Consider the following 19,194-nt stretch of genomic DNA (forward strand, 5'->3'; position numbering starts at 1 on the left):
AACTTCATTTTCTCTCCCTTAAAGGGAATCGATTGGAGTCTTTCCATATTTGTAGTTATCGTTAAGGATAATCCACTCATCAGAATCCAAATAACCTCTTACTATAAACAGGTTTGTAGCTTCATCTGGTCCCAGGTTATGAAACTCTTCCAAATTTTTAAGTAATCCATTTAAGGAGTAAATGTATTGTCCTGTTTTCTGGTTAACTCCAAGTATGGCACTATCCTGATTTGGGATCTTTGTTTGATTTGTCATTATTGTTGTCTTTAAGATTAGTTAAAGTGGGTTAGAGGTAAGGTTTTAACTAATCTTTAAGCATCCACTTTCCAACCTTTACTATTAGGTGGAAAGCAACTGTAATACATACACATATTAAAGTAATATCTGTGGCAAACTTTAGCGGAGTGATTAATGCTATTATTTTTGATATATAGCCCAACAACAGTAGAGCTAAAAACACCACTGTACTTTCTACTAAGAACAGTATCAATTTGGTAAAAAACTTTTTCATTTTATCTCAATTTTAATTCATTAAGTACAGGTCATCAGCTATAATAAGCTGACCGAAGTTGACGTCGGAGATATTGTATTCATACCATTCCATAGCCTCTTCCAGTGTCATTCCATCCTTCTCCTTAAGTATGCTTATTATCTTATGGAGGGAGTAGATAACCTTCTGGGAGTGATCGCAAACACCAATTATGGCTTTATCATATCCGGTAATTCTTACCAGAATATCACCATCATATCTATCAAAAAGTTGTTGTAGTCTATCCATCGCTATCTCTTCAAAGTGTTAATGATTTTCTTTAATCCAGGGATTCCGGTAGTATTGTATAACTCTCCCGAACCAGGAAACTTCATAGGGTGTGTCTTTCGTTTTGTCATTAGGTAAGCGTGGATATACGCTTCATAAGTCATTAAATCAGACTCATTCCCTTTCATTTTTTGAATTATCCTCACTTTGAAGCCTAACTTCTCAAATTCATATCTCCTTTTCGGAAAGTTTGAGGAGTAGCCTATTTTGATGTAATCTCCTGTAGAATCGGAGAGCATCACTTTATAGAGACAGGGTTCATCAGGCACCATTGAAAGTGCCTGAAGTTTCTTATATTCGTTTAGTACTTCACTCATGCTACTTCCTCCATCTTTTGAGGAAGTTTGTATGCGATTCCTCTAAAGTTTGTGAAATCAATCTCATAAGTGAAACCATTGTATTCAAAGAAAGCTACTGTACCATCCCATTGTGGTTTAAAGTCTGACCAGATAGCTTTATCTTCATCATCACTATATTCGCCTGTAGGGTAGCTGACAGTTTCAAACATCCACCATATAAAATAGCTTTTTGTTGTTTCACCGAACCTGGCGTGAATACTTATTTTTGGCTTACCTGATTTTAACCTATCCCTGGGGTGACATTGAGCAAAATCAAAATCAGTACAACCTAGATCAGTAAGCTTGTTGACATACCAGGCTAAACCTTCATTTGATTGCATTCTGGCTCCAAACAAAGCAGGTTCCATCTCTTTGTTCAGCTCATTTAATTGACGCTTCAGATGGGCTTTATAACCACCGTTTATGCGGTTATTCAGGGAGAGAATCTTCTGATCCAGAGAAACCGTCTTAGTAAGGTATATATCCCTGTAATCCCGGTCATCTTCTGCTAATTCGGAAAGAGTTTTATGGAGTGATTTATAACCTTTCAGTCTGAAATCAGGCTTAACCTTATTGAAGGCTTCCACCAATTCTGCAATTTTCTCAGATGGTCTTCCGGAGTTGATGAACTGTTGAATAAGAGCGGAAGGTCTTCCATTCCCCTTACATTTGTCAATGATGTTACCAAGTAACACTTCATCCACATTAGCTTCTTCAGAAATGTAGCCACCGTGCATTCTGATGGAAGGTAAAACCTCTTCAGAAAGCCAATCATACATTGGTTCTGCAACCTGTGATTGGCTCTTCAGAATCGCTTTATAGAACTGTTTTTCTGTGATAAAATTTTTCGCTGATTGCAGCGAATCATTCACGTTCAATGCTTTACGCAGCTTTTCCATGTGTGGGTAAGATTTCTCACCTACAACTTTGGAAGGTTTCCATAAGAGTAGTGCTACTTCTCCGGCTTTGAACAGAGGTTCTTCCGGAGTTCCATAGATATTGACATTTAAGTCAAGTTCTGCGTTGGTCGCCACCTTAATTAGATCTGTCATAATCTTTGATTTGTCCCGGGTGTCGGGGGTGTTAAATAAGGTTACGACAGGCCCGGTCACCACCCCGGTTTATCTGAGAACCGTAGCTATCGGTTAATTCAGACTATTGTATCTGTCGTGACAGTTATGCTGTCAAATGAGGAGTTTGTGGAATCGAACCACACGCCAGGCTATGCGAGACCCTTAACTGGTTGTACAGACCAGGTAGGCTAACCATTAACTCCAAATAAAAACCCCGACAGAGCTGGACGTTTCCAGGTGCCGGGGAAAATTGAAAAATGAGAATTATTTAGATTGACGACTTTTCGGAAAGAGGCCCGGTCTTATAGTGTTGTGCCGGGCGGTATCTTATGCTTTCTATATATATCGGAACTGTACCGACAATTATTTATTCCTTTTTTTAACAGTACGTGTAGCTTGGTAGATCATACCGGTTTTAGTAATATATTTTCCACGAGATAAGCATTCAACCATGATATCATTGATGGCATCCTCTTTACTCAGGGAGTTGGAAGGATTAATTGTTCTTCTACAATCTGAATTCATCTCTTTAAGGATAGTCTCATAAGAATTGATCATGTCATCCCACTCATCATACTCCAGCTTTCCGTATTCTTTTTCTTCAGCATTTTGAGCTTTTAACTCTCCTTTGTTGGGTTTATCCCAAATAAAACGGTCTTCATAGTAGCCATTTCGCTTCATCCTTTGCTCCTTATTAGGGAGGTAGTCTATTGATTCCTGGATTTCTCGTTTTGAGAACCCATTATCCTGCCAACACTCCTGGGACCTACTCTCATTCCTACCTAATAAGTCTGCCATTACAGCATCCTCATAACTCATAGGAGTTCCGTTCAATGTCTTTAGGATTTGCTCTTCCGAAATAGGGAAGGAGTTGGTGATCTCTTCGATGGTGTGGCCGTCACTTAGAAGTTCATTCAGAAGGTGTTTGTCTGGCTTGGAGGTGCCTTGAGCACCAATGTAATTTACTTTCATTTCTCAATGGTTTGTGAGCACCCATTGAAAATTTAGATTGAAAGTTTTGTGTTCTGTGTTGGTGCTCTGGTTATTAACTTATATATAAGATACGAAAAATAATTGAATTTACCAAATATAATCTTTATCATGTTAAACTATTTTTCGTATACTATCTTTTAATATGACCCCCTGATATTTAGAAATTTGCATAAGCAGAAAGTTGTTTTTATATTGCCGTTTTTAACTTTAATAGGAAAATATGAAAGCAGAAAAATTGGAAGAAAATCGTTTTGAAGTCAATAATTTGGTAAAACAGTTAAGGTCCAAAATTACGAACTTGGAAGAGTTCTATAGTAAAGGGGAGGAAAGTAGATTCAAAGAAGTGCGTGATACCATTCCTGATATGACAAATGAGGAGATAAAACATTCTCTCAAGGAGATGGATGAGTTGTGCCGTGGAATAATATCAGCGAATTTGAGACGTTAGGATGAATAAACTGATGACTGGCATTGTAAAAACTATAGTTATTGTTTCCCATTACTACATGCGGGTCATTAGTTTTCCATTGAATTCTCCACAAGTTAAGGAGTAGATTCAGGTCTTTGGCAATCAACCCAAAGATTTTGGATATATCCCCAACTGTAAAAATGTTATCCCTACCTTTCAGGAAATCTCTGGTGTACTCAGCATCCGGCTTTAGTTCATTTACTCTGGCTCGAGTAAGTTTCAACTCATTAGCAAGACCAATGACCAGATCCGGGTTGTTAATCATTTCTTCCAGTTTAGCGTCGGTAGCTGTAAATCCATATTGTGTTAGTTCGTCAATACGATCATACACCCAGCTTTCAAATTCAGGAGAAAGCCAAGCAGCGAATTTTAGAGCAAGTTTTTTACAAAACCAGGTGCCTTGGGCTATGCCGGATACGTTTCCTCCTTGAATAACCTTAACTATCTGATTATCAACGTCAAGGGAATTCCCTTTTCGTTGATTTTCAAGTACTTGGATAAATGCCTTTGTTTGTCTTAATCTTTGGAAATCGTGAACATTCTTACCAAAACTCTTAGCCATCTCCGTGGCATTCACCATAGTATCACCATTCCCAAGCTGGAATGTGATTTCATTTCCATTGTACTCAAACTTTTTTAAACCCATTGTTTCATTTCTCATTTTATCATTTACTTTAGTTGGTTCTTCAATTTCAATTATCTCACCGGTTTCCACGGAGTAAGGTTCGAATTCGTGGGTTTCAACAGTTCCTGCAAGATCTGGGTTGTGACTACAATCCAATTCCCAGGCAAAAGTTTCTTCCCCATCTTTCTTTTTAAACTCAACAGTGTAAGAATTGTCCTTTGGCTCAGGTTCCCCGAGGAAGAAAGGTTCTTCACTCATTGGTTTCTCTTCCGGTGGTGTAATTGGTGCATTGTCTGGTGCAATCAACTCCCTTGGATATAAAAATACAAAGGCCCAAAACCGCCCCCGATTTGGCCCGAAGGGGCGAATCATTGACTTAAGACTAAATCTAGTTTCTCAATATAGGAACTCAATATAGTATTACTCCGTTTTTTTGTGAGGCGCACTCCGATAATTTTTAGGGCACACTCCGATTTTTTTCACCCTTAGCTTCAGAATAGGTGTAATTGTAGATTTACCGGTTGTCAGTAGCTCCTCCAATTTCTCATCTACCCATACAGAAAAATCTGGAGATAATTTCTGAGCTACCCTTAGTGCTACCCTCTGGTGAACCCAAGTTCCCCCTCCAGTATTTGGTGCTCCCTTTTTCACTGTAATGTACTGAGACTCACTAAAACTACAAATCTGTAGTTTTGAATCTGATTTATTCTCAAGAACTTGCAAGTATTCTATCAATTCCTTGGAATTAAGGATGTTAGTCAAGTTCTTATTAGGAAATGATCTTGCTACTTCCGTCAAATTGATCATAGTATCCCCATTCCCTAACTGGAATGTGATTTCATTTCGGTAAACATCAAACACTGGTCTGACTTTCTTGGCGATGAAATATTCGAGACAGGAGGTGGTGAGCATGTATTTTATTACAGTTGTGGACCCAATTTCTCGCTCAACTTTTTGGTTTATCGTTTGATAATCATGACCTTCGGTGAACATCACATCATCCTTTAAAGCTTTCACAGCTTTGTGCTTGTGAGAGTAGAGTAACCCCCACACCTCATCCAAATCCACAGGGAACTTCTCCCCTGATTCTATAATCTCAAAAATTATACTTTGATAATAAAACAGAGTGTGCCTTTTAAAATTTGCTTTTGAAAAATAGCTCAAAGACCTATAAAAAAGCTTTTGTAATATTTGTAAAATCTCAAAATTTTAAAACCAGTATCTGAAAATTTGGTCACGTTAAAAAATTTGCGTATATTGTTTATAAGTTAATTTCTAAAAACAGAACAAATGAGATACGAATCATCAATCAACAGCGTAAGACAATTCAACAAAGGCTATAAAACAATGGATAGTGCCGAAATAGGACAACACTCTCAGGTTGGGTATTCTATACTCAAACAGAATTTTGCTGCCTCATATAAGCTAATATACGCTTACTTGAGGTCTTTTATGAATCAGAAGACAGGAATAGCAATGGTATCAATAAAGAACCTAATGATGAAGACTGGTTACAGTAATGATACTATTGACAGAGCTATTAAAGCTTTGAAAAATGCCGGTGTAATTGAAGTTGAAAGGAGAAGGAAAGTTACCAAGGACAATGTTACAACCTACAATGTCTATAGATTTCCCAAGTTAGAAGGAGATATGTTTGCCATGATTTCCTTTTATTTCCTGGAGAGTGACCTTCTCACTACAAAGGAGAAAGAGTTCATACTCCTTATTTTCCCAAAAATTCTTACAAATGACTGTATTGGTTCTATCGAGAATCCAATGTTTGTTCCTCAGATAGCTGAATATACTGAGATGTCAAGACCAACTGTGAAACAAAGAATAAAGAGTTTGGAGAAAAAAGGATTGGTTAGAGAGAACTGGTCCAGAATATCTGGCTCACATATCCCTGAAATGGTCGGATATGAGTTCGATATGAAGCAAATCATGCTCAATGCTACTAAGAACCTTATGCAGGAAAGAAATGAGCTTATGGAAGCTCTGTTACAGTAATAGATTCTTTGTGATAAATCTTAAGAAGGAGCCATTGAGCTCCTTTCTTTGTAATGTAGCATTAGTGATGCTGTTAATGTGCTAATATACAATTAAAAAGGAGAACAGATACTTCCTCCGAAGTAAAGGGGTGACAGAAATCGGAAACGAGACCTACTATTATATTAGTAGATTGTATTTCCTATTTCTGTCACTGTCAATTTTTAGAAAACTAAATTTCTCATTTCTGACACTCCTTAAAGGGAGTAATTATAGTGTTACCCGAAAGCACTAAGTAAGGTCTCTTTCTCCGGTTCTGAATATTTCATCAGAGTTTTGATGTCGCTGTGTTGTGAGATCATTTGCACTATATTCAGTGGAATACCTTCTCCAAGTAACCTGGTAATTCCAGTTCTCCTTGCAGAGTGGGAAGAGATCAATTCATGTACTTCTTTTGCCGTATTTACACGCTTATTACCCTTATGCCGGGTAAGATGTTTTTTGCGTGTTAAACCGGCTATTTTTGCTACTTTTTTTATTTCCCGATTAAGGTACTGTTCCACTACTATCGGGAGCTTAAAATCGTATTTCTGGAGTATTTCATAAGCCCTGGCAGCTTTCCCATACAAGGGAACGGTTGTAAGCTTTCCAGTCTTTTGAGCTGTAAATTCCCATATAGGCCCTATTGCACTATCTTGAATCTGTTCCGGAGAGTAACTCTTTACATCCGAAATACGTTGACAGGTGTACATCTGAAATAACCACAGGTCTCTAATCTTATCCAACAAAGGAGACAGCTTAACTTCTTCCAGTTTCTTTATCTCAGATGGAGTTAGGGCCAGAACATCCAGTCTCTTCTCAGAAGAGGTTTGTAGATTTAACTTATATGTGAATAGTTCCGGATTGGTTTTCTTATTTGTCCTTAGAGCAGCTTTCAGAGCAGAGAAGTTTTTACGGATAGTATCATTATTCTGCTTTCTCTTTTCGATTAAGTATTCCCTGAATTGATGGCACCAATCGTGGTTGATAGAACGAATATCAGCATCATTCATTTTAGCTTTCTCCAGGAGAGTTATTAAAATATCATATTTCCTGATTGTTTCAGGCTGGAAAACCGATTTATTGTCCTCCTGATATTTTTGGATTGCTCTCACAACACTGAAGTCTAAATCCCGGTAATTAACCTTCTTAGTCTTGGCAAAGGGAGAGACTTTACCAACTCTTTTACCATTGAATATGTTAATGGATCGGTACTGGGAAGTGTTCAGAATCTCCTTGATTCTGGGCTTTAATTCCTCCAAAGAAACATTCTGATTGTACTGTAGAAGAGATCTCACATTGTAAAGCACATTTTGTATTTGTGCATTAAGGGCATCAACACCTTCGAGTTTGGATTTAATTCGTTGGGTTTTTGTGTCAAATTTCCCGTGAGGACACGAGAAAGGGGAGGAAAAAATCATTTGTTGACCTCTTCCAAAGGAGATACTAAGTCTTAATTTTTCTTCACTTTTTGTTCTCCTGATGTTAAATAGAACTGTCATAAGCTGTAAGTTTTAGTTAGTGAGTCCATTACGGGCCCAAATCCCGTATTACGACCCCCTCTAATAATTAAATGTAATACATTTTTGGGTTTTATACAAGCCTAACAGTCAATTATATCGTGAGTCCTTTACTGGGCACAAAAAAAGCTCTTAATCAATCGATTAAGAGCTTTTTTTGTGTTTGTATTCCTGTCTCAGGACATATCAAGAATGGTTTTTTTGATAATATCGATGGCCTTACGAATTTGTTCCTCGTTGATAACCAGTGGAGGAGCAAATCGAATAATATGTTGATGTGTAGGTTTGGCAATCAGGCCGTTTTCTTTCATGGCAACACATACATCCCAGGCTTCTTTGCCGTTGGTGGGCTTAATGACAATGGCATTGAGTAAACCTTTTCCACGCACCAGTTCAATCATCTTGGAGTCGATTTTTCTCATTTCTTCACGGAATATTTTACCTAAGCGCTCTGCATTTTCAGCCAGCTTTTCATTTTTTATTACCTGCAGGGCTTCCATGGCAACTTTGCAGGCCACAGGGTTTCCGCCATAAGTGGAACCGTGTTCGCCGGGTTTGATGACCAGCATGATGTCATCATCAGCCAAAACGGCGGATACAGGATAGACTCCTCCTGAAATGGCTTTTCCAAGAATTAATACATCCGGACGAACTCCCTCATGGTCACAGGCCAGCATTTTACCAGTGCGACCAATACCTGTTTGCACTTCATCGGCCATGAACAGTACATTTTTTTCTTTACATAGTTCGCTGGCCTTTTTCAAAAATCCGTCATCAGGAACGTAAACCCCGGCTTCTCCCTGGATGGGTTCTACCAGGAATCCTGCCACATTGGGATCTTCCAGTTCACGTTCCAGAGCTTCAATGTCGTTGTAAGGAATGGTGGCAAAGCCCGGTGTAAAGGGACCGTAATCACCATAACTGTCCGGATCGGTTGACATACTGATTATGGTTATTGTTCGTCCGTGAAAATTGCCTTCGCAAACGATGATTTTCGCCTTGTTCCCGGGAATTCCTTTCTTTTTGTATCCCCATTTCCGGCAAAGCTTCAGCGCGGTTTCATCTGCCTCGGCACCGGTATTCATCATCAATACCTTGTCATAATTGAAGTAGTGTGTGACATACTCCTCAAACTCTCCCAACACGTCGTTGTAAAAGGCGCGCGAAGTGAGGGTAAGCTTTGATGCCTGTTCGTTAAGGGCTTTAATGATTCGTGGGTGGCAATGTCCCTGATTGACCGCCGAATAGGCGGAAAGAAAATCGAAGTAACGCTTGCCTTCCACATCCCAGACAAATATTCCTTCTCCTTTTTCCAGTACTACCGGAAGGGGATGATAGTTGTGGGCGCCATATTGATCTTCTCGTGCAATGTAATCTGCGGGGGTGACTGGTTGTTTCATAGCTACTGATTTAAAAAAGTGTGTAGATTATAGACTTGATTACCTACTCAAAATACGGAAATCTAAATGGCAAAAAAACTGAAATTTATCAGTGAGTATAATCATATTCAGACTTGTTTGATTATTCTTTATGAGTTTTTGTGATGAAACTTCAGTCTTAACCTCAGTCTTCGCCTCTTAGAACGCCAGGTTCAGCGACATATTAATCCTGCGGCCGGTAAGATAATTGGGGACGGCATACTGACGGTTTTCCACGTCACTAACCCAATAGTGAGAAATGGTGTTGCTGATGTCGAAAAGATTAAAAACTTCAAAACCCAGCCATAGGTCTTTGATGAAAGCTGCGGTATTGTTTTGGTTAAGCCATGGTTTAAGATCTTTGGAAAACCCCATGTCTACACGCCTGTAGGGAGGCATCCGGTAGGTAGCCATATACCGTGGGGAGCGGGGAGGTCCAAATGGTAGTCCGGTTCCGTAGAAGAGGCTCAGGTGCACTTTAAAGGTGGGATTATTGGGCAGATAGTCCTGAAAAAAGAGCGAGAAATTTAATCGCTGATCCGACGGACGGGGAATATACCCCGGTCTTCCCGGTTTTTCCCAATCATCATTACTAAGATCTTCCTCTGTTTTGAGCAGCGAAAGTGTGGCCCAGGATTCCGTTCCGGGAACAAATTCTCCATGCAGTTTTAGATCAATTCCGGTGGCATAACCTTTGGCTTCATTTTTTCCCGAATAGAGGATTCTTACATTATCCACCTGATAAGGAATAAGGTCGTACAAGTGCTTGTAATAAACTTCGGAAGAGAACTTAAAGGGGCGTTCAAATATGCTGAAGTAATGGTCAATGCCGCCCAGTATTTGTCTGGATTTTTGAGCATAAATGGTGTTGATTTGGCCTGATTGGGCAGGCCTGTACTCTTTGTAAAAAGGAGGTTGAAAATACCATCCTCCGCTCAGTCGGAAACGGGTGTTCGGAGTTGCTATCGGACGAATGGTCACCTGGAATCTTGGTGTCAGATGTAGTTTTTCTTCCCGGTCAGAATAGATCAGGCGGGCTCCATAGTTGAGCCGTATATTTCCCCATCCGGGTTGAAAGGTTGTCTGATGAGCCACATAGGTTTTTATGTGCCGGGTGGCCACTTCAAAATCTGCATTTCGGCTGTAACTAAGCTCCAGATTTTGATTTCTGGGAATTGAGTAGCCGGCCGAGTCAATCAATTCCCATTCATTAATGCGGTCTTTAAAATTTTCTTCTTCCAGTGATATTCCCCAATTGACAGAATGGTTTTCGTTCAGATGATGGTCTCCCTTAATCGAAATGGTATTAACTGTTGCAAAAAGGTCGTTTCTGGCATGCTGAAGGTATTCGCCAATGCCAATATTGGTGGCTGCCTGTGTTTCGTCAAATCCCTGGATTTCCTGCAGCCAGTAAGCACCGGCAATGTCGAATGTTTCTTCCTCAAAAGCACGGTAGTGGCTGAGCATTAGTTCGTACCGATTGGTTGAGGATGGGGTGAAATTTAGCTTGACGGCTCCCATGCCCGTTTCAAATATGTCTTTTTCCTGTCCTGCGAAATAAATTTTCAGTCTTTTGATATCACTCATGGTACCAAAATCTGTTTCGCGGTCGGTGGGAATAAACCGGTATTTATTGAGCGCATAATAGCCAAGTGCCTCAACAGAAAGATTTTTGTTGACCTGATATGCAAAAAAGGCCTGAGCATCGGTGAAATCGGGCTGATAATCTCCCTTGGTATCAAGAGTACCCAAAAGATATCGGTTGGTTTTGTGACGGGCGCCGGCAAGCCAGGTCAGTTTTTCTTCTGCTGCCACCCCTCCGGCGTACGCGCTTACTCCCATGAGGTTGATGTTGGCTCCTGCCGAAACAGAGTCCGGTTTTTTGTAACGCACGTCCAATACCGAACTCATTTTATCTCCATAATCCACACCAAAACCACCCGATGAGAAGTAAACAGATTCCACCAGATCGGGATTGACGATGCTGAGTCCCTCTTGCTGACCGCTTCTCACCAGCTGGGGTCTTTGAAGTTTAAATCCGTTAAGATAGACCAGATTTTCATCGAAGTTACCACCTCTTACGCGGTACTGGCTACTTAACTCGTTGTTGGAAGAGACACCCATCTGTGATTTTACTATTCCTTCAATTCCATAGCCCGCAGCAGAAGGGAGTTGAATGGTTAAATCCGGGTTAAGGCGTTGTGAAGATTGGTCTGATTCTGAACGTGCGGTAACCTCCACTTCGCTTACTTCGCGAATACGCTTTTGCAGAATAATTAACAACGGTTTTTTGTCAGACTTCCCGGCTTCTATAGATATCTCTTTGGGCAGGTATTCGAGATGAGAAAATTGCAGAATACCTTTGAAGGCAGGGGGAACTTTGATTTCAAAAGATCCGTCAGCTTTGGTTGTGGTACCGGCAGAACTTCCGCGAATTATGATGTTGACCAACTCCAACGGATTTCCCGCTTCATTGACCACGTGACCATTTATATGTATGTTGTCCTGTGCCGAGACATTCATACCAATAAATAGAAAAAGTATAAGTAGTTGTTTTATTTTCATATTTGCTGGTGGTCACCAAGTCTAACCTGATCAATTGACTCTATTGAACTTCGTTTTATGAATTATCGTTATGAGATGGTAAAATACCAATAAATGCAGGCAGCTGCAAAGAAAATTGATGACAGGAATAATTAAATTTTTGCCTGTCAATATTCTTAAGGATTCCACTTTTTTATTGGTAGTTGAACATCTCAACAGTTGATTTGTGAATTTTTCAGTCCTCCCAAAAGCGAGGCTTTTTCCAGTTAAAGGAATACATAATGTTGTTACATTTTTTAAAGGCCGAAGGTCTTTAAGCAATAGCCTGGGGCAAGGCCCCAGGGAAATTGTAACAACTCCCCCTCTCATTATTGGGCGCGACGCGACCAATAATGAGAGGGGGAGTGAGGGATACCTCAAACTGGGATCTTGCTCTCAGGATTTCAGCCTGTTTACACCTTACCTGTCTTTTGTATAAGGTAGGTTTAACTTTTAAACGCAAAAATAACCAAAAAATTGGCAGGACAGAGATATTGATTTCTATACATTGGTGTCTGATAAAAATTTTGGGATTGCTTCACGGAATGGTCGGGATTTTCACTGACAGGTTGAAATTAGTGAAGGAATTTAGTAATTGCCACACTAGATACTCATAATTGTGATTATCCGACTTTTTATTAACAACCGATTTTTTCGGATTCCTTATCATTTTTGACTGCACAAAGATTGCCACACATGGAGCAGTGGTCTTCGTCGTGGCTTTCTGATTCCTGTTTGCGTTTTCGGGCCATATCCGGATCCAGGGCCTGATTGTACATGGTTTCCCAGTTAAGATCACGGCGCGCTTTGGACATGGTATAATCTTTCTCCGTCGCACCCGGGACTTTATTGACCAGATCTGCACTATGTGCCGCAATTTTGCTCGCAATAACTCCATTTCTGACATCCTCGGCATTGGGCAGACATAAGTGTTCGGCAGGGGTTACATAACAGAGAAAGTCTGCCCCGTGGATGGCTGCCACAGTTCCTCCAATGGCGCCTGTAATATGGTCATATCCCGGCGCGATATCAGTGGTTAGTGGCCCTAATACATAGAAAGGAGCTTCGTGACATACCCGCTTCATAAGGCGCATATTGGTCTCAATCTGGTCGAAGGGCATGTGTCCCGGACCTTCCACCATTACCTGCACCCCTCTTGCCCGGGCACGATCAACCAGCTCCCCCAGTACAAGGAGTTCGGCTATCTGGCCCCGGTCAGTGGCGTCTGCACCAGCTCCGGGTCTTAACCCGTCACCCAAACTGATGGTCACATCATGTTTTTCGCAGATGTCGAGGATGCGATCATATTGTTCATAAAGAGGGTTTTCAGCATTGTTTTGAGCCATCCATCGCTTGATGATGGCACCACCGCGACTTACAATTCCACAAACACGCTCATCCTTTTGCATAAAAGAAACGGTGGATCGGGTAACCCCGCAATGAAGTGTCATGAAATCAACACCCGCCTTCGCCTGAAATTCGATTTCCCTGAATAATTCTTCCGGATTCAGTTGGGCTACATTTTTTTCATCTGCCAGCAGGCGTGTTGCCACACTGTAAATGGGTACTGTTCCCACCATTACCGGGGATGTTTCAATGATTTTTTGGAGTATTTTTCTTAGATCACCTCCGGTAGAAAGGTCCATAATGGCATCTGCACCGTATTTTACGGCAATATTCATCTTTTCCAATTCCTCCCTGAGGTTACAGTGTTTTTCAGAGGTACCCAAATTGGCGTTTACTTTGGTGGTTAAACCGGCTCCAATGGCACGTGGTTCAAAATGGTGATTTGTGTTTTTGGGGATTACAATCCTGCCCCGGGCGATTTCGTGGCAAAGCCATTGCACATCTGCCTTTTCGTCGTTGGCAACGGCTTTCATTTCGGGAGTGATTTTTCCCGACATGGCGTATTGTAGTTGTGTTGGCATTTTTTTGATTTTAAGTGATTTTTTGAAGTTGGTTATAAAATGGATGAGTCCAACCTTTTTTGAAGTTCCTTTATGCGGCCTTCAAAATTTTTGGTTTGCATGAAATGTCTTACCATGGCAATATTGCGGGCTCCGGTTTCTAATACTTCATCCAGATTTTCCGGAAATATGCCACCAATGGCTATTACCGGAACATTGGCAAATGCCAGGACTTCTGCCAGAAGCTCTGTGCCGACCGGAGGATCGGGATTGGCTTTTGCATTGGTGGGATAGACAGGCCCGAAGCCAATGTAATCCGGTTTTTGCTTGAGAGCTGTTCGAGCTTGCTCCAGTGAGTGGGTCGATAGTCCGATTTTTATATCTCCAACAATTTTTCGGGCATCCTTCAAAGTCATATCATCTTGTCCCAAATGAAGCACATCGGCTTCACACAATCGTGCGATATCGGGGCGGTCATTGATAACCAGCCGGGTATTGGTGCCCCGGGTAACGGCCCGCAGGTCTTGTGCAATCTTTAGAAGCTCCCGGTCAGGGAGTTGTTTTTCCCGCAACTGTATCATGCTGATGTTGTTTTCCACACATTTTTCAGCGATGGTGATGTAGGGGAGTTGTGGTTGGGTAATTATGACATAAATACCCGGGTTTTGGATTTTTGAATGCAGCATCACAATTCAGTTTTTGACAGTTTCCATGGACGGTTCTTTGTCGAGTTTTTCTGAAATTATCCGGGCAACTTTTTGTCCTGAGAGCAGCATCCCGCCAAAAATTGGTCCCATGCGGTAACTCCCGCTGGTTCCGTTGGCCGCCATGCCCGAAACAAATAGCCCGGGGAAGACTTCCTTGGTATTATTAACGGTGGTTCTTTCAGCTTCTTCCACCGCCAGTGAACGTTCTCCCATGACCGCACCTGAAGGTGTATCAATCTTAATATCGTTTTTGCGTGCCACCGTGTGTACAATCTCACAATCGTGCCCCGTCCCGTCTATAACCGCTTTGGCCATGATGATAAGCGGATCCACATGCATTCCTTCGCGGTGAACAGGGGCCCAGTTGATTACCAGGCCGCTCACTTTGTTGTTGTGAAAGACCACATCTTCGATGGAGGTACAGTTGAAAATTCTGGCTCCGGCTTTGGTGGCATGATAGGTAAGGGCTGAGGTTGCGTGCACCGAGTCAACAGTGTAATAATCGTCGCGGTAATGTTTGTATTCGATCTCCAGCTCCTCAAGAATGTGCAGGGCTTCTTTCTGTACCATAATCTCGTTGAACATCATGGCACCACCCCACATGCCACCGCCGGGAGCCAGTTTACGTTCAAAAAGGGCCACCTTTTTTCCGGTTTTGGCAAGATAATAAGCAGCAACCAGTCCGGATGGGCCACCCCCGACAATGGCAACATCAACAGCAAGGTTCTCTTTGAGTTTTGAAAAGTAGGAATCAATGATTCCTGAAGAGACAATTTGTTCCATAGTGATTTATTTTAATTGATTGGTTAATAATCAAATATGCGTAAAGTATAATAGGCCTGCTTTTGTCAAAATCGAGGCTTTGAAAATTCTTGATCCGGAGTTAACTTGTTGTTAATTAGGGATTAAAAATTTCAATAGCAAAGAGTTTGGCAATAAAGCAGCCTTTTAGACAAAACTCATAAATCTATGGAGTGCATAATTAAAAAGGAGAGCATACGACGAAACACGTCTTCCCTTCGCAGGCATTACCCTGAGCAGGTTTAAAGGGTATGATCTCAGCCTTAAAATAAGGCACCCCCAGATTGTTTTGGTTAAACAAATGTAAGATTAGTTTTTTCAGGAATGAAGAGTAACAGCAAAAAAAAAACGCTGTGATCATGCCACAGCGTTGAAAAGTCTTTGCAAGAAAACACCAACTACTTCGTTATTCTTGTTTTTAAATCAGTCATTTACGAAAAGTAAACTCCTTGGATTTAAAAACTTCGAAAGCCTCGTATTTGGCGCTTTCTTATCAAAGACTGGAAAAGCTTAATTTCTTTGCCAGCATTAAATAAAATCTTTACCGGTCAATGCTACCAGCGTTGGTGTACATCACCCTTGATGTATTTCTCATAAATGTCATTCATCGCCTGAAATTTTTCCTGTGGTAGTTCAGGCAGATCGAAAACCGATAAGTTGGATTTGACATGATCAACCGATGAAGCCCCGGGGATGATACAACTGACTTCCTTGAATTGCAAAATCCACTGAAGGGCTATTGGAGCCAGATTTTCCTGTCCGGGGAACAGAGCCTTAAGTTCGTCCACTGCTTTCAGACCTTTTTCAAAATCTATTCCTGCAAAGGTTTCTCCTTTATCGAAGGCAGCCCCATCGCGGTTGAAATTCCGGTGATCTTCGGGGTCAAAAGTTGTGTTGGAGTCAAACTTTCCGGTGAGCAGGCCACTGGCCAAAGGTACCCTGACAATGATACCTACGTCCTTTTTAGCTGCTTCTTTGAAGAAGAGTTCTTTAGGACGTTGGCGAAAAACATTGAAGATAATTTGTACCGTATTGACATTGGGGTATTCAATCGCTTTGATTGCTTCTTCAACTTTTTCAACACTCACTCCGAGATTTTTGATTTTTCCCTGATCTTTCAGTTTGTCGAAGCGTTCGAAAATCTCCGGACGATAATAAACATCGGTGGGAGGGCAGTGCAACTGTATAAGATCCAACGCTTCCAGTCCGGTTCTCTTCAGACTGTCTTCCACAAATTTTTGAAGGACATCGGGCTGATATCCTTCGTTGACATGTGGATTGATCTGGCGTCCGCACTTAGAGGCCACATAAATATCCTCTGATCGTGAGCGCACTACACGTCCTACAGCTTTTTCGCTTAAGCCGTTTTCATATACATCGGCGGTATCGATGAAATTTACACCATTGTCGATGGCAGTGTTGATAATTTCGTCAGCTTTTTTATCGTCAAAGCCTGAACCCCATTTTCCTCCCACCTGCCAGGTTCCAAGAGAAATTTCCGAAATTTTCAGTCCTGTTTTTCCTAATGTTCTGTAATTCATGATTAAGTGGTTTATTTTTATTCTATAGCATTTCGAAGTATCAATACAGTGCAATCGATTGCTTTATTTGGTAAGTCAAATTTACAAAATAATAACGAGCTTAAAAATGGAAGGGCGCCTGATTATTTAGTGCCCGTCTATAAAGTCAGGAAAGTTTCTGGCTGGAGCTGTGTATGTTCAGAAAGTGCCAGTTACAAGGCTTGCGAAGCCGCCAAAAGCGGAGTTTACTTGGGTAAATGAGTCTTTTGGCGGCAAGCAGAACAAAGCAAATGGTACTTTATGGACAGACACTATTTAGGTGTTAGGTACTCAGTCTTTTAAACTGATTGATGAAGGTGCTGTTTTTTATCTGTTTATATATTTCAATTTTTTTTCAAGAGCTGAAATACTATTTTTGTCACTCACTTTTTTCAGGCAATATGAGTATTTCTTCTTTTATTATTCTCGGGGTAGGATTGTCTGTTGACAGTCTGGCAGCAAGTATTACCACAGGGGCATGCTCCATAAAACTCAGGGTTTCACAGATTTTTAAAGTGGCTCTTTATATGGCAGTTTTTCAGGCATCCATGCCCTTGATTGGTTGGTTCATCGGAAGCAGTTTTAAAGGTCTTGTTGCAGCATATGATCACTGGATAGCACTTTTTTTATTAGGTTCTATTGGTGGGAAACTGATTTATGATGGATTGAGAAAAGCAGAAGAGGAAACTTCTTGTTTTTGTCCCTCCAATCATCTTGTTCTTGCAGGTATGGCCCTGGCTACAAGTATAGATGCTCTGGTGGTTGGTATTGGTTTCGGGGTTTTAAGTATTCACATCTGGATGGCTGTTTTCATAATTGGAATCACTACTTTTTTCTTCTCTGTTGCTGGTGTGTTATTAGGAATGACCATCGGTGAACGACTCAATAGAGGACTTGAAGTACTGGGCGGACTAGTGCTTATAGGGATGGGATTTAAAATTTTTCTTTCTCACACTATTGAATTCATAAAATAAATATTTTAATTTAGGGAACCCTTTTTGAACGGTATTTTTATTGAAGCGGATAAGCTTTATTCGTTAATAATGATTGGGTTGCTTGTTTTTTAATTGTTGCATTTATTTCTGGTTTTCGGATTTTTTCAGTAAACCTATTTATTTCTAATCAATAAGAGTCATTATGAAGAAACAAGCTATTACATTAGGGCGTATAGGTATTCTTTTGCCTATCGCAAGTTTTATCCCTTTATTGGGGTCTGTTGCCGGATTGGCATCTTTTATTTTATTGCTGATGTCGTATCATCAGTTTTCTAAAGCATATGAGAATCCTCCGATTTTTAAGAAAGCATTGATTGGATATTTGGTTCCGATAATTGCTTCCATTATTGGAACAATAGTAATCTTGATAGGTGCAGGATCTGCTTTTGTTTCTTTATCAGCCGATGGTTTTGATCCTGAAAATATTCAACATTTAATGACTGTTTTATTTGAAAGCGGTGTGACCATTTTCGGCCTTTTGTTGCTTTTAGGGGGTAGTATTATTGGAGCTTTCTATATGTTTCAGGGTTTGAAAGCTCTGGCTGCTTCATCAGGCGTAAACAATTTTAAGACCGCCGGGCTGCTCTATTTTATCGGAGCTATTGGCCTCTTGTTGTTTGGTTTGGGAGCTCTTGTTATGTTTGTTGCATGGATTATCCACATTGTGGCTTATTTCTCCATTCAGGCCGAAGAGCCGGTAGTTGAACAGGCGGCATAGGAATCTTTTTTTACTATAATAGAAAGCCCGGCCATTTATCAGCCGGGCTTTTTTAATATGTAAACAGCACTGGTGGCTTTTTTAAGTTCAACTATTAGTGTGTTCGTAGAATATGAAATAGTATTTTTTAATTGCACTAGTGAGGTACAGGTGGATTTGTTAAGACATAAAAAAAGCCCGTCAACAGACGGGCTTGATATTTTTAGCGAAGTAGAAAAATCTGACTAAGCTAATTTCACATCTACAGCATTAAGTCCTTTTCTACCTTCGGTAAGTTCAAAAGTTACTTCATCGCCTTCGTTGACTGTGTCAATCAAACCTGTGGCGTGTACAAAATACTCTTTCTGCGTGTCGTCTTCTTTGATAAAGCCAAAACCTTTGCTTTCGTTGAAGAATTTTACTGTTCCTTTGTTCATGATAAAAATTTAATATAATTTGAAGGGTGCAAGGTATGGTTTATTTTTGAAAATCACATCTTTTTCCAAAAAAAATGACATTTTCTTCCCTGATTTATTCTTTTTTACAAACCGGAAACTTTCCTTCATAACTTTTGTAATGCTGACCGACTGGTCTTGAATGGAGCATGTATAATCTGACTTGAGAGGAGTATTACCCGGGTTTTATAATACTTTAACGTTCTTTTACC

Annotated in this window: 18 protein-coding genes and 1 riboswitch; of the genes, 3 read left to right on the forward strand and 15 right to left on the reverse strand. The window is 40.6% G+C overall.

Features of this window, described 5'->3' with window-relative positions; translation table 11 throughout:
* Nucleotides 1-18 precede the first annotated feature (18 nt).
* From W7W_RS0104035 to W7W_RS22770, 7 genes are all read right to left on the reverse strand, one after another.
* Nucleotides 19-255, reverse strand: coding sequence for a hypothetical protein (locus tag W7W_RS0104035; protein WP_010662556.1), 237 nt, complete (start codon nt 253-255; stop codon nt 19-21).
* A gap of 268 nt (nt 256-523) precedes the next feature.
* Nucleotides 524-778, reverse strand: a complete 255-nt coding sequence (locus tag W7W_RS0104045; protein WP_010662558.1) for a hypothetical protein — start codon at nt 776-778, stop codon at nt 524-526.
* 2 nt (nt 779-780) lie between these two features.
* Nucleotides 781-1,134, reverse strand: a complete 354-nt coding sequence (locus tag W7W_RS0104050) for a hypothetical protein (RefSeq protein WP_010662559.1) — start codon at nt 1,132-1,134, stop codon at nt 781-783.
* Nucleotides 1,131-2,207 (reverse strand): BRO family protein, encoded by a 1,077-nt coding sequence (locus W7W_RS0104055; protein WP_010662560.1) that lies wholly within the window; start codon nt 2,205-2,207, stop codon nt 1,131-1,133. Before W7W_RS0104055 ends, W7W_RS0104050 begins: the two co-directional genes overlap by 4 nt.
* A 384-nt stretch (nt 2,208-2,591) precedes the next feature.
* Entirely contained in the window at nt 2,592-3,200 is a 609-nt protein-coding gene (locus tag W7W_RS0104060) for a hypothetical protein (protein ID WP_010662561.1), read from the reverse strand.
* A gap of 413 nt (nt 3,201-3,613) precedes the next feature.
* The gene (locus W7W_RS22765; protein WP_157202438.1) at nt 3,614-4,573 is read right to left on the reverse strand and encodes a KilA-N domain-containing protein; all 960 of its coding nucleotides are present in this window, start codon (nt 4,571-4,573) and stop codon (nt 3,614-3,616) included.
* Between the two features lie 162 nt (nt 4,574-4,735).
* Nucleotides 4,736-5,479, reverse strand: coding sequence for a KilA-N domain-containing protein (locus W7W_RS22770; RefSeq protein WP_010662564.1), 744 nt, complete (start codon nt 5,477-5,479; stop codon nt 4,736-4,738).
* Nucleotides 5,480-5,605: 126 nt separating this feature from the next.
* On the opposite strand from W7W_RS22770, the gene W7W_RS0104075 reads away from it, so the two are divergent.
* Nucleotides 5,606-6,322: a helix-turn-helix domain-containing protein gene (locus W7W_RS0104075; RefSeq protein WP_010662565.1), complete on the forward strand. Its 717-nt coding sequence runs from the start codon at nt 5,606-5,608 to the stop codon at nt 6,320-6,322.
* Nucleotides 6,323-6,579: 257 nt separating this feature from the next.
* Here the strand turns inward: W7W_RS0104075 and W7W_RS0104080 are convergent, their stop codons facing one another.
* From W7W_RS0104080 to W7W_RS0104110, 7 genes are all read right to left on the reverse strand, one after another.
* Nucleotides 6,580-7,842 carry a tyrosine-type recombinase/integrase gene (locus W7W_RS0104080; RefSeq protein WP_010662566.1) on the reverse strand — a complete coding sequence of 421 codons (1,263 nt, stop codon included), beginning with the start codon at nt 7,840-7,842 and terminating at the stop codon, nt 6,580-6,582.
* Nucleotides 7,843-8,036: 194 nt separating this feature from the next.
* Nucleotides 8,037-9,260: an ornithine--oxo-acid transaminase gene (gene rocD, locus W7W_RS0104085; RefSeq protein WP_010662567.1), complete on the reverse strand. Its 1,224-nt coding sequence runs from the start codon at nt 9,258-9,260 to the stop codon at nt 8,037-8,039.
* A 177-nt stretch (nt 9,261-9,437) separates the two neighbouring features.
* Complete coding sequence (locus W7W_RS0104090; RefSeq protein WP_025006775.1) at nt 9,438-11,843, reverse strand: TonB-dependent receptor; 2,406 nt, start codon at nt 11,841-11,843, stop codon at nt 9,438-9,440.
* Between the two features lie 656 nt (nt 11,844-12,499).
* Nucleotides 12,500-13,789: a phosphomethylpyrimidine synthase ThiC gene (gene thiC, locus W7W_RS0104095; RefSeq protein WP_025006774.1), complete on the reverse strand. Its 1,290-nt coding sequence runs from the start codon at nt 13,787-13,789 to the stop codon at nt 12,500-12,502.
* A 32-nt stretch (nt 13,790-13,821) separates the two neighbouring features.
* Nucleotides 13,822-14,454 carry a thiamine phosphate synthase gene (gene thiE / locus W7W_RS0104100; RefSeq protein WP_010662570.1) on the reverse strand — a complete coding sequence of 211 codons (633 nt, stop codon included), beginning with the start codon at nt 14,452-14,454 and terminating at the stop codon, nt 13,822-13,824.
* Nucleotides 14,455-14,460: 6 nt separating this feature from the next.
* Complete coding sequence (locus tag W7W_RS0104105; RefSeq protein ID WP_010662571.1) at nt 14,461-15,258, reverse strand: sulfide-dependent adenosine diphosphate thiazole synthase; 798 nt, start codon at nt 15,256-15,258, stop codon at nt 14,461-14,463.
* A 214-nt stretch (nt 15,259-15,472) separates the two neighbouring features.
* Nucleotides 15,473-15,567, reverse strand: a riboswitch (TPP riboswitch).
* Between the two features lie 263 nt (nt 15,568-15,830).
* Nucleotides 15,831-16,817 (reverse strand): aldo/keto reductase, encoded by a 987-nt coding sequence (locus tag W7W_RS0104110; RefSeq protein WP_010662572.1) that lies wholly within the window; start codon nt 16,815-16,817, stop codon nt 15,831-15,833.
* A 419-nt stretch (nt 16,818-17,236) separates the two neighbouring features.
* Here W7W_RS0104110 and W7W_RS0104115 point away from each other — a divergent pair, with 419 nt between their 5' ends.
* Nucleotides 17,237-17,809: a manganese efflux pump MntP gene (locus tag W7W_RS0104115; RefSeq protein WP_025006773.1), complete on the forward strand. Its 573-nt coding sequence runs from the start codon at nt 17,237-17,239 to the stop codon at nt 17,807-17,809.
* Between the two features lie 163 nt (nt 17,810-17,972).
* A complete protein-coding gene (locus W7W_RS0104120; RefSeq protein ID WP_010662574.1) occupies nt 17,973-18,548 on the forward strand; it encodes a DUF996 domain-containing protein in 576 nt (191 codons plus the stop codon).
* Between the two features lie 224 nt (nt 18,549-18,772).
* Here the strand turns inward: W7W_RS0104120 and W7W_RS0104125 are convergent, their stop codons facing one another.
* Nucleotides 18,773-18,964, reverse strand: coding sequence for a cold-shock protein (locus W7W_RS0104125; RefSeq protein WP_010662575.1), 192 nt, complete (start codon nt 18,962-18,964; stop codon nt 18,773-18,775).
* Between the last annotated feature and the right edge of the window lie 230 nt (nt 18,965-19,194).

Origin of the sequence: Marinilabilia salmonicolor JCM 21150 (genome assembly GCF_000259075.1) — a bacterium.
Taxonomy (GTDB): Bacteria; Bacteroidota; Bacteroidia; order Bacteroidales; family Marinilabiliaceae; genus Marinilabilia; species Marinilabilia salmonicolor.